Here is a 13,444-nt window from a genome sequence, read left to right as displayed (position 1 = left end):
TAATCTAGGAAGACCCATCAGCCGCTTCACCTCGGCGCGGTCCGGACACGGACCACGCCGACCCGAGTGCATCAGGAGGGGCCCCCGGGCCACACCACCATGAACATTGTCGTCTGTGTGAAGTACGTCCCCGACGCGACCGCCGACCGGCGGTTCGAGGCGGACAACACCGTGGACCGCGTCGGCGTCGACGGCCTGCTCTCCGAGCTCGACGAGTACGCCGTCGAGCAGGCCCTGGTGCTGAAGGAGAAGGCCGAGGGCGAGGACGTCAAGGTCACCGCGCTGTGCGTCGGCCCCGACAAGGCCGTGGACGCCGTCCGCAAGGCCCTGCAGATGGGCGCCGACGAGGGCGTCCTGGTGTCCGACGACGCCATCGCCGGCTCGGACGCGATCGCCACCTCGCTGGTGCTCGCCAAGGCGATCGAGAAGATCGGTGCGACCGAGAAGGTCGACCTCGTGATGTGCGGCATGGCCTCCACCGACGCCTCGATGTCGGTCGTGCCTGCGATGCTCGCCGAGCGCCTCGGCCTGCCGCAGGTCACCTTCGCCGCGCTCATCGAGCGCCAGGGCGACCAGGTCCGCATCAAGCGCGACGGCGACACCGCCACCGAGGTCATCGGCGGCACCCTGCCCCTGGTCATGTCGGTCACCGACCAGACCGGTGAGGCCCGCTACCCCTCGTTCAAGGGCATCATGGCGGCCAAGAAGAAGCCGCTGGAGACCTACTCGCTGGCCGACCTCGGCGTCGACGCCGCGCAGGTGGGCCTCAGCGTCGCGTGGACCACCGTGGCCGACACCGCCGCGCGTCCGCCCCGCAGCGCCGGCGAGATCGTGAAGGACGAGGACGGCTCGGGCGCTTCGGCGCTCACCGACTTCCTCGCCTCGAAGAAGTTCATCTGAGGAGCGAAGAAGAGATGTCTGAAGTCCTGGTTCTGGTCGACCACGTCAACGGCGCGGTCCGCAAGCCCACCCTCGAGCTGCTCGCCCTGGCCGCCAAGCTCGGCTCGCCCTCGGCCGTGTTCATCGGTGGCGCCGACGTCGCCGGCGCCGCGGCGGAGAAGCTCACCGCCTTCGGCGCCGAGAAGGTCTACGTCGTCGACGACGCCGAGATCAAGGGCTACCTCGTGGCCCCCAAGGTCGAGGCGCTGCAGCAGCTCGCCGAGAAGACCTCCCCGGCCGCGGTCCTCATCGTCTCCGGCTACGAGGGCAAGGAGATCGCCGGCCGCCTGGCGATCCGCCTCGAGTCCGGTCTGATCACCGACGCCGTGGACCTCGCCGAGGACGGCACCACCACGCAGAGCGTGTTCGCCGGCAACTACACCGTGCAGGCGAAGGTCACCAAGGGCACCCCGATCATCACGGTCAAGCCCAACTCCGCCGCCCCGGTGGAGAAGGCCGGTGCCGGCACCGTCGAGCAGGTCGCCGTGACCATCTCCGACGCCGCCAAGACCGCTCAGATCGTGGCCTCGCAGCCGCGGCAGTCCTCGGGCCGCCCCGAGCTCACCGAGGCCGCGATCGTGGTCTCCGGCGGCCGTGGCACCGGCGGCAACTTCGAGCCGATCGAGGGCCTCGCCGACGCCCTCGGTGCCGCCGTCGGCGCCTCGCGCGCCGCCGTCGACTCCGGCTGGATGCCCCACACCTTCCAGGTCGGCCAGACCGGCAAGACCGTCTCGCCGCAGCTCTACGTGGCCAACGGCATCTCCGGTGCGATCCAGCACCGCGCCGGCATGCAGACCTCGAAGACCATCGTCGCGGTCAACAAGGACGAGGAGGCGCCGATCTTCGAGCTCGTCGACTTCGGCGTCGTGGGCGACCTCCACGCCGTGCTCCCGGCCGCCACCGAGGCGATCAACCAGCGCAAGGGCTGAGCGCCCCCGCCGCTCATCGGCACGCCGAACGGCCCGCCACCTCACTCAAGGTGGCGGGCCGTTCCGCGTGGACGTCAGGGGTGTCCGGGGCGGCCGAACGCGACCTCGTCGGGCTCCTCGATCCGCCCGACCTTCTCCACCTTCACGGTGCGCGCGGCGCCCGTGCCGCCCAGCACGATGCGGCGCAGCGAGACGTTGTTGGTCTCGTCCGACTCCACCAGCGTGCTGTTGGGGTTGCCCTTGACCTCGATGTAGTAGACGCCGTTGGGCAGGTTGTCGATCCGGAAGGACTGCCCGGCCCGGAACTGGCCGTAGGTGTCGCCCCAGCCGGCGGAGAGCACCTCGCGGATCGAGCGGGAGGTGTACTCCCCGCACGCCGTGGTGAGGTCGTCGGAGTAGACCTTCCAGTCCGCGCCCTCCACGGTGAGGTCGACGGCGTCGGTGTTGGCCAGGCAGAAGGCCTCCTTGCGCGACTTCACGATCGCGGTCCTGTCCGCGCGCAGCAGGGTGTAGGAGGCGAAGTCGCGGAAGTGCCAGTGCTGGTGGGTCGGCTTGCCGTCCCACTCGAACGAGCCGACGGGGGAGTACCCCACCTGCTGCCCGTCGGCGTCGAAGAAGTACTGGTAGCCGTCCATCACGTCCTCGCCGCTGCGGCGGAAGCCGTCGACCACCAGCGGGCTGTCGCCGGCGTTCCAGACCGTGGCGGAGAACTGGAGGTACTTGCCGCTGGGTGAGACCTGGATGCCCCAGGCGGGCAGGGAGCGCAGGTCGGGCTGCGGGCCGTCCACGGCGGGGGCGGTGGCGGGTCCCGACGGCGCCCGGCCGGCCGGGCGGGGCCCGACGCCCCCGGGCCGGTGGCCGTGGTCGTCCTCGCCGTGTCCGGCCTCGGCGTCCTTGACCGTGAGTCGCACGGTCGTCGTGGGGTCCTCGATCCCGAGCGCCGCGGCGACCTTGGGCCGCAGGTCGATCGTCACCTCGTAGCGGCCCGGCGCAGCGCGGAACTGGGTGTAGGGCTGGATGAGGCTGGCCGACCAGCCCTCCTGGACGCCCTGCACGGCGCCGAGGCTGTACGGGTTGTAGTAGCAGTTCTGGGGGTACGGCGAGGTCGGCGCGGCGTCGGGGTTGTCGCGCTCGGTCACCTCGCCGATGCACGCGGTGCGGCGCACCGTGGTCGGGGTGCCGGTGGGGGTGCCGGCCGAGGTGAGGCGCTGGAGTCGCAGCCGCACCAGGTTGTCCAGGCCGCCGAAGGTGGTGGTGGACCCGGCCGGCAGCACCGTGCTGCGCTCGCCCTGGGTGGCGGTGACGACGAGTCCGTCGTCGTAGGAGGGCCGCACGGTGCGCAGCTCGAAGGGCGCGCCCTCGGCGATGACCCGCAGACCGAGGTCGGTGAAGACGCGGCCGTGATCGCTGAACACGGTGAGCTTGGCGGGCGCCTCCAGGCGCAGGCTCGGGGCGGCCGGGTCGGCCTCGGCAGTGCCGACCGCACCGAGGGGCACGGTCGCGGCGAGCGCCGCGACGGCGGTGAGGGCGCGCAGGCGCGGGTGCGGACGGGACGGGATGGGGCGTGGGGACACGACGTTCTCCTGCTGATGGGGGTGACCCGATCGGGGCCGGTTCACCTGTGTGGACGTCCCGCAGCGCCGTTCGGTTGCCGAGGACGCTACGCGAGGTCCGTCGACCGCGGGCGGACGTCGGGCGCGGAGGGCCGCGTGCCACGATGGACCCGTGGTGTCGCGTCTCCCGGTGGTGGCCCTGACCGGACCGCTCGGCTCGGGCAAGACGACCCTGCTCAACCACCTGCTGCGCCGTCCTGCGGCCCGGGTCGGGGTGATCGTCAACGACCTCGGTGAGATCAACGTCGACGCCGGCCTGCTCACCGGCCACATCGACGCCGCCGCCTCGCTGGCCGGGGGCTGCGTGTGCTGCCTGGACGACTCCGGCGGCCTCGACGAGGCGCTGGAGCGGCTGAGTGACCCCCGGCTGCGCCTCGACGTGGTGGTCCTGGAGGCCAGCGGTGTCGCGGAGCCGCTGACCCTGGCCCGGCTGATCCGCTTCAGCGGGGTGGAGCGGGTGCGCCCCGGCGGGCACGTCGACGTCGTGGACGCCACGCGGGCCGAGGAGGTGCTGGACGAGCGCGGCGCCCCGCCGGCGCGCTTCGCGGTGGCCACCCTGGTCGCGATCACCAAGACCGACCTGCTGCCCGCCGAGGCGCGGGACGGCGTCGTGGCGCGCCTCCGGGCCCGGATCGCCGAGGTCAACCCCACCGCGCTGGTCGTGGAGGCACCGCGGGGTCGGCTCGACCCGGAGCTGGTCTACGACGTCGCCGCCGACGCCGCACATCCGGCGGTGGAGGAGTCGGGGCAGTACGTCCTCGACCTCGGCGCACCCGGTCGCGACGGCGGGCACCACGTCCACGCCGTCGCGGTGAGCGTCGACGCCGCGGGTCCGGTCGCCCCGGGGGCGGTGCTGGACGTGTTGGAGGACCCGCCGCCGGGGGTGTACCGGATGAAGGGGGTGGTCGAGGTCGCCACGCCCCGCGGCACCCGCCACTACGAGCTGCACCGGGTGGGCACCCAGCTGCACGCCGCGACCCACCGGGGCGCGCCGCCCGCGCGCAGCCACCTGGTCGCGATCGGCGAGCGGCTGGACCGCGACGAGGTCCACCGGGCCCTGGTCCGGGCGCTCGCCCCGGCGTCGGGCTCGGACGCGGCCGGCTTCGCCCGGCTCCAGCGTCGTCGTCGGCTCAGCCTGTGACAGCGCCGGTCCGGCGCGCCCCGACCGGCCTACGATCGGGCTCGTGTCCAGCGCCTCCACCAGTACCGATGTGATCCGCGATCTCGGCGCCCGGGCGCGCGTGGCCAGCCACGAGCTCGCCCTGGCCACCCGGGCCACCAAGGACGCCGCGCTGCACGCGATGGCGCAGGCGCTGCTCGACCACGAGCCGGCGATCCTTGCCGCCAACGCCGAGGACGTCGCGCGCGCCGAGGCCGGCGGCACCCCGGCCAACGTGGTCGACCGGCTGCGGCTCACCCCGGACCGCCTCGCCGACATGGCGCAGGGCCTGCGCGACGTCGCCGGGCTGGCCGACCCGGTCGGGGAGGTGGTGCGGGGCTCGACCCTCGCCAACGGTCTCGAGCTGCGTCAGGTGCGGGTGCCCTTCGGCGTCGTCGGCATGATCTACGAGGCGCGCCCCAACGTCACCGTCGACGCCGCCGGGATCTGCCTGAAGTCCGGCAACGCCGTGCTGCTGCGCGGCTCCTCCTCAGCGTCGTCGTCGAACCTCGCGCTGGTGGGGGTGCTGCGCGCGGCGATCACCGCCGCCGGGCTGCCCGCCGACGCGGTGCAGGCGGTGCCGGCCGACTCCCACGACACCACCAAGGCGCTGATGCGGGCCCGCGGCCTGGTGGACGTGCTCATCCCGCGGGGCGGAGCCGGCCTGATCGCCACCGTGGTCGAGGAGTCCACCGTGCCGGTGATCGAGACCGGGGTGGGCAACTGCCACGTCTACGTCGACGTGGCCGCCGACCCCGCGCGGGCGCTGCCGATCGTGCTCAACGCCAAGACGCAGCGCACCAGCGTGTGCAACGCCGCCGAGTCGCTGCTGGTGCACCGCGGTCTCACCGACACCCTGCTGCCGGTGCTGGTGAGCGCCCTGCAGGAGGCGGGGGTCACCGTGCACGGCGACCCGACCGTCGCCGCCCTCCCCGGCGTGGTGCCGGCCACCGAGGAGGACCACGCCACCGAGTACCTCTCGATGGACATCTCGGTGGCGGTGGTCGACGACGTCGACGGCGCCATCGCCCACATCCGCCGCTACTCCAGCGGCCACACCGAGGCGATCCTCACCGAGGACCTCGCCACGGCGCGGCGCTTCACCGCGGCCGTCGACTCCGCCGCAGTGGTGGTCAACGCCAGCACGCGCTTCACCGACGGCGGGGAGTTCGGGTTCGGCGCCGAGATCGGCATCAGCACCCAGAAACTGCACGCGCGGGGCCCCATGGGCCTGCCGGAGATGACGAGCACCAAGTTCGTCGTCACCGGCGACGGCCACGTCCGTTGACGGGTCCGGTGATCAGTGCGGTGATGAGTGCGGTGATCGCGTACCCCGCGCGGTAGCGTGCCGCCGTGCCTTCACGACCCCACGCGACGCACGCCGACCCCGCGGCCGAGCGGCTCTGGACCGGCGCGACGGTCATCACCGCCGTCCGCACGGTCGCCTCGTTCGCGCTGTGCCTGATCGGCGCCTGGCAGGACGAGCTGGTGCTGCTCGTGATCGGGCTGGGGGTGTACTGGGTCGGTGACATGGCCGACGGCGCCTACGCGCGCTGGCGCGACTGCGAGACCCGCACCGGGGCGGTGATCGACATGCTGTGCGACCGGCTGAACTGCGCCACCTTCTACCTCGGCTTCGCGTTCGTCGAGCCCTCGATGTTCCTGCCGGTGGCGGTCTACCTGCTGGAGTTCATGGTCGTGGACATGTTCTTGTCCCTGGCCTTCCTGGCGTGGCCGATCCGCAGCCCCAACTACTTCTACGAGGTCGACGAGCGCATCTACCGCTGGAACTGGTCCAAGCCGGCCAAGGCGGTGAACTCCTCGCTGTTCGCGGTGCTGCTGCTGGTCACCGGCTGGTGGTGGCTCGGGCTGGCGATCGCGGTGGGGCTGCTCGTCTTCAAGTGCGTCTCGCTGCACTGGCTGCTCCGGCTCGGCCTGCCCGTGCCGGTGGCCGCCGCACCTGCCGCTCCCGCGGTCCCTGCCGGCTGAGGGCGCGCCGATGGTGCTGTGGCTGACGACGTTCGCGTTCAGCTTCGTCTCGGCGATGGTGCCGTTCCTGCCGATCGAGATCTACATCCTCGGCGCGGCCGCCGAGGCCGACACCCCCACCGAGGCGTGGGTGTACGGCTTCGCCGCCGGCGCGGGCGCGACGGTGGGCAAGATCATCTGGTACGAGGCGGCCCGTCGCAGCATCGACAGCCCGTGGGTGCAGAAGAAGCTGATGAAGCCCAAGACCCGGGCGGCCTTCGAGCGCTGGACCGAGCGGATGGACGGGCGGCCGGTGTTCTCGGTCGTCCTGATGTTCGTCTCCGCGGCCGCCGGGGTGCCGCCGCTGCTGGCGATGGCTGCCGTGGCCGGCCTGCTGAAGATGCCGCGCTGGCTCTACATCCCCACCGTGCTGGCCGGGCGCACGGTGCGTTTCGGGCTGCTGTTCCTCGGCGTGGACTTCGCCCTCCACTGATCTCGGCCTGCACCGATCTCGGCAGCGCCCCGGCGAGGCGGGGGAGGGTCGGCGCCCCGGTACACTCGCCGTCATGACGCTGAGCCTGGTCTCCACCGCTGTGCTGCGCGCCTCCGAGGCGGGCGCCGAGGACCCCGCCCTGCCCGCCTGGGCGGTGGGTCTGATCGCCCTGGGCATCCTGCTGGCGCTGCTGCTGGCGCTGATCGCCTTCGGCGGGGGCCGCGAGCACTCCTGAGGTGCCCGCCCGCCGCCGCGTCGGCGTCATGGGCGGCACCTTCGACCCCGTCCACCACGGCCACCTCGTGGCCGCTTCCGAGGCGCAGGCGTGGTTCGACCTCGACGAGGTCGTGTTCGTGCCCACCGGGCGGCCCTGGCAGAAGGCCCACCGGTCGGTGTCGCCGGCCGAGCACCGCTACCTCATGACGGTGATCGCCACCGCCTCCAACCCGCGCTTCCGCGTCTCGCGGGCCGACATCGACCGCGCCGGTCCGACCTACACCGTCGACACCCTGCGCGACGTCGCCGCGGAGGTGCCCGACGCCGACCTCTACTTCATCACCGGCGCCGACGCGCTCACCGAGATCTTCTCCTGGCGCGACGCCGAGGAGCTGTTCACCCTCGCCCACTTCGTGGGCTGCACCCGCCCCGGCGCGGAGATGGACCCCGCCACGTTGCGGGCTCTGCCGGCCGATCGTGTGACGATGTTGGAGATCCCCGCCCTGGCGATCTCCTCCACCGACGTCCGTGAGCGCCAGCGCCGCGGCCAGCCGGTGTGGTACCTCGTCCCGGACGGCGTCGTGCAGTACCTCGGCAAGCACGACCTCTACCCGCACACCACGCACTGATTCGGACCCACCTATGCCTGCCACCGATCACGCCGTCGAACTCGTCGTCGCCGGCGCCCGCGCCGCCAGCGACAAGCTCGCCCAGCAGATCCTCGCCTTCGACGTGAGCGAGCAGCTCGCGATCACCGACGCCTTCCTGCTCGCCTCCGCGCCCAACGACCGTCAGGTGCGCGCGATCGTGGAGGAGATCGAGGACCGCCTGCGCGAGCTCGGCGCCAAGCCGATCCGCCGCGAGGGCCACCGGGAGGGCCGCTGGGTGCTGCTCGACTTCGGCGACGTCGTCGTGCACGTGCAGCACGAGGAGGAGCGGCAGTTCTACGCCCTCGAGCGGCTGTGGCGCGACTGCCCCTCGATCCCGCTCCCCGCCGACGTCGTCTCGCACGAGCGGTGACCCGCCGCCTGGTCCTCGTGCGCCACGGGCGCACCGCCTGGAACCACACCAAGCGGGTGCAGGGCCAGACCGACGTCGACCTCGACGACGTCGGGCTCGCGCAGGCCGAGCAGGCCGCGACGGTGCTCGCCGGCTACACCCCGGACCTGGTGTGGTGCTCCGACCTGCGCCGCGCGCGCCAGACCATCGCCCCGATCGCCGCGGCCTGCGGGCGCGAGGTGCACTACGACGCCCGGCTGCGCGAGTTCTCCCTCGGCGAGCGCGAAGGGCTGACCCACGACGAGTACCGCGCGATCGACGCGGAGGAGTTCGACCTCTTCCGCGCCGGCTACTACGACCGCGCCCCCGGTGCCGAGCCGACGGCGGTCGTGCGCGCCCGCATGCACGAGGCCCTCACCGAGCTGCTCGGTCTGCTCCCGGCCTCCGGCGGCACCGCCCTGGCGCTGAGCCACGGCGCCGCCATCCGGGTGGCCGTCGGCGCGCTGCTCGGCTGGCCCGACGACGCGTTCCACACCCTGCGCGCCCTCGGCAACTGCGGCTGGGCCGAGTTCGTCGAGCACCCCGAGGTGGGCGGGCTCAAGCTCGAGGCCTACCACCGCAGCCCGTTCCCGCCGGCCGGCGCCGCGCCCGCCCGGCCCGACCAGGCCTTCTGATCCGGCGTTCCGACACCCCGATTTCACACCCGCCTCACTCGCCCGCTATTGTTCTCAACGTCTTCCGGCGACGGAAGCAAGGTCCGGGGCTGTGGCGCAGCTGGTAGCGCACCTGCATGGCATGCAGGGGGTCAGGGGTTCGAGTCCCCTCAGCTCCACCGGATCGAGAGCCGCCCGCACCGGGCGGCTCTCGTCGTTTTCCCCGCGGTGCGCCTCGGTGTCCCACCGGCGGTGCCTGCGTGCCGGACCAGCGGCCGCGGACCGGCATACTTCGGCCCGTGGACACGACGGCGGGCGGCGGGCTGCGCGTGCTGCGCGCCGTGCTGCTCGCGCTCGTCGTGCTGGCCACCGGCACGGTCGCACACGCCGGTGCGGGCGGGCTGCTGCCCGGCGCGCCCGACGTGGTCGCGCTGTTGCTGCTCGTCGCGGCGGCCGCCTGGCCGCTGCTGGGGCGTGAGGCCTCGGCCCGACGCCTGATCACCGCCACCGTCGTGGGCCAGACGCTCGTGCACGTCGCCCGGTCCGCGCTGGCGGGCCACGCGGCCGTCGTCCCCGTCGGATCCCATGCCGCGCACGCCCCTCACGCGGAGCCCTCGTGGTTCGCCCACGGCCTGGGCGAACTGGTCCACCAGCCCGTGATGGCGCTGCTCCACCTGCTCGCCGCCGCGGCCGTGGGGGCCTGGTTGCGGCTGGGGGAGCGGGCGCTGTTCGCCCTGCTCCGGCTGGGGGTCGCGTCTCTGCGTCGGCTCTGCGCGAGCGTCCCGCTGGCGCTCGGCGTCGTGCCGACGCCGTGGCGCGGCGCCACCGGCGTCCGGGCGCGTGCCGCCTCCGCGCCACGCCCCGCGCTCCCGGTCTGGGCGCGCGGTCCGGTCCGCCGCGGCCCGCCGCGGCTCCTCCCCGCCTGCTGAGCCCGTCGTCGGCGACCCCGCGGTCGCGGCCACCCCTCGCAGGCGCGTCCACCACCGCACCGGCGTCCGCCGGCGCGGTCCCTCGACGTGCGCGCCCCGAGCGCGCGAGGAGTTCCCATGACCGTTCTGCACGACCCCACCCCGCAGGCGCGCCGCCCCGGCCGCGCGACCCCGTCGGGACTGTTCCGCGCCTTCTGGCGCTGGCACTTCTACGCCTCCTTCCTGGTGGTGCCGATCTTCGCGATGCTGGCCGCCACCGGCCTGATCTACCTGTTCCGGTTCCAGCTCGAGCCGTTGCTGCACGCCGACGTGATGCGCGTCGAGGCCCCCGCCGACGCCGCGGCGGTCCGGGCGCCGCTGAGCCTGCAGGAGGACGCGGTGCAGCAGGCCTACCCCACCGCCGAGATCGGACTGGTGCGGGAGGGCCGTGACGCCGACGACGCCACCGCCTTCTCCATCGTGCGCGCCGACGGCAGCGGCACCGACGTCTACGTCGACCCGTGGGACGCCGAGGTGCTCGGCACCCTGAACCCCGACACGACCCTGTCCGGCTACGCCGTTCGGTTGCACGGCGACCTGATGTCGGGCCGCTGGGGCGACGGGTTGATCGAGGTCGCCTCGTGCTGGGCGATCGTGATGGCGCTGACCGGCTACTACCTGGTCGTGGCCGGCCGGAAGGCGCGGCTGCGTCGCCGGGCCAAGAAGGCCGCCGGAGCCGCGATGCGGCACCGCCACGCCCTGGTCGGCGCCGTCGCCGGCGTCGGCATCCTGTTCATGGTCGTCACCGGCCTGCCGTGGACCGGCTTCTGGGGCGAGAAGGTGCAGCAGATCGCCACCGACCGCGGCTCCTCGATGTGGAGCACCGACCCGGGGGCCGTCTCCGACCCCGCGTCGCGCCTGGACGAGTCGCTGCCGCACAGCCACTCGGTGCAGGTCCCGTGGGGGCAGGGCGCGTCGGAGGTGCCGTCGTCGACGGTGCCCACCGAGGGAGACCCGGCGTCGGTCGCCACGGTCGACACCGCGGTGGCCGTCGCGGAGGAGGCCGGCCTGGAGCATCCGCTGTCGATCGTGATGCCCGCTGGTGACGACGGCGTGTACTCGGTGATGGGCGACGCCTTCCACGACCCCAGCGACGAGCGCACCGTGCACGTCGACCGCTACTCGGGGCAGATCCGGGCCGACTACGGGTTCGACGACTACCCCGCGCTGGCGAAGGTCGTCTCCCAGGGCATCGGTCTGCACGAGGGTCGCAGCCTGGGTCTGCTCAGCTTCTGGGGCGCCGCGCTGTTCTGCCTGGCGGTGCTGTTCCTGTGCGTCACCGGCCCGCTGATGTGGTGGCGGCGCCGGCCGTCTCGGGCCGGCTCGCTCGGGGCGCCGCGCGGTCGGATGCCGGTGCGCACCACCTGGTGGCTGGCGGGCGGCCTGGTCGTCCTGGGCGTCGTCCTGCCGCTCTTCGGGGCCACGCTCGTAGCCGTGCTGGTGCTCGACCTGCTGGTGGTGCGACGCGTGCCCCGCGTGCGGGCCGCGCTCGACACCGTCGACTGAGCCCCTCGACGAACGGGCTCGGGACCGGGCCTGCGGTTACACTCCCCGCAGGCCCGGTCCCCTTGCCGGACTCTCCCACCCCGCAGTACCGCCGGTGCGATCCACGCAGCGGCGTCTCCCTCTCCCACCCTGGAGCAACTCCCATGACCTCCTTCCGACGTCCACGCGCGCGCTCGAGCGCGCTCGCCCTGGTGCTGGCGGCCGGCTCGCTGGCCGCCGTCGTGGCCGCACCGACCTCGCCGGCGCAGGCTGCCGGCACCACCTCGCCGATCACCGGTGAGACGATCGGTGAGACCACCACCTTCTCCACCGCCGGCGAGTTCACCTACACGATCCCCGCCACGGCCTATGCCCTCGAGGTGACCCTGATCGGTGGCGCGGGCACCGGCCCCACCGCCACCCGCGGCAAGGGTGCGAAGCTCGTCACCGTCGTCCCGACCGTCGGGCTCGACCCGACCCTGTACGTCCGCGTGGCTGCGAACCCCGCCGGCTTGTCGCCGCGTCGCGGTGGCCAGGCCAGCTCGATCCAGACCTGCTCGGGCAGCTCGGAGAGCTGCGTCCTCACCGCCGGCGAGGACGACCCTCGCCTCGCGGTGGCGGGCGGCGGCGGTGGCCACGGCGCGTTCGGCAACAACACCGCGACCGTGGGCGGTGACGCCGGTGTCAGCACGATCAGCGGCCCCGGCAAGGGCGGCAAGGCCGGTGAGGGCCGCGACGGTGGTCTCGGTGCGCTCGGCGAGACCCCGGGCCAGGACGGCGACATGATCCCGACCCAGACCCCGCGCGCGCGTCCCGGCTTCGGGGCCCCCTCCACCAGCGAGATCAACGGTGGCGGCGGCGACGGGTGGACCGGTGGCGGCATGGGCAGCTCCAAGCCCGACTCGGCGACCGGCGCGGCCGGCGGCGGTGCCGGCTCGAGCTACTCCATCGGCAACTTCTCCACGCTCGAGACGAGCGCCGAGGCACCGATGGTCTCGATCGCCCCCGTGTACCGCGGCACCTACATGCGACTGGACGCGACGCCCCAGCGCTTCGTCAGCGGGCAGGCCACCACCTTCAGCACCCAGATCACGGTCAACGCCGGTGACGGCGTGCCGCTGCCCGCGAACACCGGCACGGTCGACTTCACCCAGGGGACCCGCGTGCTCTGCGCCGACGTCCCCGTCGGCGCCGGCGGCGCCGCGAGCTGCCGCGCCGTGCTGTTCCGGACCGACTACATCAAGTACGGCCAGGAGTTCAAGGCGGATTACACCCCGAGTGAGGGCGCGTACGTGACCGGCACCTACAACACCGTGAACGTGATCATCGACGCCGGCGCGACCACGAACACGCTCAAGTACGCGAACAAGAAGCTGACCGCCACGGTCAAGGCCAAGGCGCCCGCCACCGGCACCCCGGCGGGCACCGTCGACTTCAAGGTCAACGGCAAGAAGTTCAAGTCCGTGCCGCTGAAGAACGGCGTCGCCGTGCTGGCCTACACCACCAAGAAGAAGGTCAGCATCACCGCCGCCTTCATCCCGAGCGACATCAACTTCACGGGTTCCGACTCGGCGGCGGTCACCGTCAAGCCCTGACGGTCCCTCCGCACGTCCTCCACGTCGGGGCCCGACGCACGACACCCCCGCCGCTGCGTGAGCGACGGGGGTGCGGGTGGCGCGGTCGTGGGGACCGGCCGGGAGGACCGGATGGGGTCAGATCTTGCTCACGTTCGAGGCCTGCGGGCCCTTGGGGCCGGCGGTGATGTCGAACTGCACGCGCTGGGCCTCGGCGAGCGAGCGGAAGCCGGAGCCGGTGATCGAGCTGTGGTGCACGAACACGTCAGCGCCGCCGCCGTCCTGGGCGATGAAGCCGAAGCCCTTGTCGTCGTTGAACCACTTCACGGTTCCTTCAGTCATGGTGACCTCCTGAGGTCGGTGAGCGGGGCACCCTGCCCGAACGCTCGAGCTGATGACATCGACGCGACGCCTGATGTCCAGCAGAACCGAAGACCAAGTGGGGTGA

15 protein-coding genes and 1 tRNA gene are annotated in these 13,444 nt (G+C 73.0%); 14 read left to right on the top strand and 2 right to left on the bottom strand.

The genetic code is table 11. The features are described 5' to 3' along the window. Positions 1–99: 99 nt before the first annotated feature. Positions 100–900, top strand: coding sequence for an electron transfer flavoprotein subunit beta (locus ACERUN_RS10630; RefSeq protein WP_370289899.1), 801 nt, complete (start codon positions 100–102; stop codon positions 898–900). Between the two features lie 14 nt (positions 901–914). Then, positions 915–1,868, top strand: a complete 954-nt coding sequence (locus tag ACERUN_RS10625; protein WP_370289898.1) for an electron transfer flavoprotein subunit alpha/FixB family protein — start codon at positions 915–917, stop codon at positions 1,866–1,868. A 74-nt stretch (positions 1,869–1,942) separates the two neighbouring features. On the opposite strand, the gene ACERUN_RS10620 is transcribed toward ACERUN_RS10625, so the two are convergent. Then, positions 1,943–3,442 (bottom strand): lysyl oxidase family protein, encoded by a 1,500-nt coding sequence (locus ACERUN_RS10620; RefSeq protein WP_370289897.1) that lies wholly within the window; start codon positions 3,440–3,442, stop codon positions 1,943–1,945. Between the two features lie 151 nt (positions 3,443–3,593). Between ACERUN_RS10620 and ACERUN_RS10615 the strand changes: the two genes are divergently transcribed. From ACERUN_RS10615 to ACERUN_RS10560, 12 genes are all read left to right on the top strand, one after another. After that, entirely contained in the window at positions 3,594–4,622 is a 1,029-nt protein-coding gene (locus ACERUN_RS10615) for a GTP-binding protein (protein WP_370289896.1), read from the top strand. Between the two features lie 43 nt (positions 4,623–4,665). Continuing rightward, a complete protein-coding gene (locus ACERUN_RS10610; RefSeq protein WP_370289895.1) occupies positions 4,666–5,928 on the top strand; it encodes a glutamate-5-semialdehyde dehydrogenase in 1,263 nt (420 codons plus the stop codon). Positions 5,929–5,993: 65 nt separating this feature from the next. After that, positions 5,994–6,629, top strand: coding sequence for a CDP-alcohol phosphatidyltransferase family protein (locus tag ACERUN_RS10605; RefSeq protein WP_370289894.1), 636 nt, complete (start codon positions 5,994–5,996; stop codon positions 6,627–6,629). A 10-nt stretch (positions 6,630–6,639) separates the two neighbouring features. Continuing rightward, positions 6,640–7,101, top strand: a complete 462-nt coding sequence (locus ACERUN_RS10600; protein ID WP_370289893.1) for a hypothetical protein — start codon at positions 6,640–6,642, stop codon at positions 7,099–7,101. A gap of 73 nt (positions 7,102–7,174) precedes the next feature. Next, positions 7,175–7,336 carry a hypothetical protein gene (locus tag ACERUN_RS10595; protein WP_370289892.1) on the top strand — a complete coding sequence of 54 codons (162 nt, stop codon included), beginning with the start codon at positions 7,175–7,177 and terminating at the stop codon, positions 7,334–7,336. A 1-nt stretch (position 7,337) separates the two neighbouring features. Then, a complete protein-coding gene (nadD, locus tag ACERUN_RS10590) occupies positions 7,338–7,946 on the top strand; it encodes a nicotinate-nucleotide adenylyltransferase (protein ID WP_370289891.1) in 609 nt (202 codons plus the stop codon). Positions 7,947–7,959: 13 nt separating this feature from the next. After that, complete coding sequence (gene rsfS, locus ACERUN_RS10585) at positions 7,960–8,337, top strand: ribosome silencing factor (protein WP_370289890.1); 378 nt, start codon at positions 7,960–7,962, stop codon at positions 8,335–8,337. Next, positions 8,334–8,990 (top strand): histidine phosphatase family protein, encoded by a 657-nt coding sequence (locus ACERUN_RS10580; RefSeq protein ID WP_370289889.1) that lies wholly within the window; start codon positions 8,334–8,336, stop codon positions 8,988–8,990. The genes rsfS and ACERUN_RS10580 overlap by 4 nt, the downstream gene beginning before the upstream one ends. Positions 8,991–9,075: 85 nt before the next feature. Beyond that, a tRNA-Ala gene (locus tag ACERUN_RS10575) sits at positions 9,076–9,148 on the top strand. Between the two features lie 120 nt (positions 9,149–9,268). Beyond that, positions 9,269–9,898, top strand: a complete 630-nt coding sequence (locus ACERUN_RS10570) for a hypothetical protein (protein WP_370289888.1) — start codon at positions 9,269–9,271, stop codon at positions 9,896–9,898. Positions 9,899–10,015: 117 nt separating this feature from the next. After that, a complete protein-coding gene (locus ACERUN_RS10565) occupies positions 10,016–11,443 on the top strand; it encodes a PepSY-associated TM helix domain-containing protein (protein WP_370289887.1) in 1,428 nt (475 codons plus the stop codon). A gap of 143 nt (positions 11,444–11,586) precedes the next feature. After that, complete coding sequence (locus ACERUN_RS10560) at positions 11,587–13,017, top strand: hypothetical protein (protein ID WP_370289886.1); 1,431 nt, start codon at positions 11,587–11,589, stop codon at positions 13,015–13,017. 117 nt (positions 13,018–13,134) lie between these two features. On the opposite strand, the gene ACERUN_RS10555 is transcribed toward ACERUN_RS10560, so the two are convergent. After that, on the bottom strand, positions 13,135–13,338 hold the full coding sequence (locus ACERUN_RS10555) for a cold-shock protein (RefSeq protein WP_370289885.1): 204 nt from the start codon (positions 13,336–13,338) through the stop codon (positions 13,135–13,137). Positions 13,339–13,444 lie beyond the last annotated feature (106 nt).

Origin of the sequence: Nocardioides sp. (genome assembly GCF_964229035.1) — a bacterium.
GTDB lineage: Bacteria > Actinomycetota > Actinomycetes > Propionibacteriales > Nocardioidaceae > Nocardioides.
Note: the sequence above shows the minus strand (reverse complement) of the source record. Positions and strands in the feature narration are given on the sequence as shown.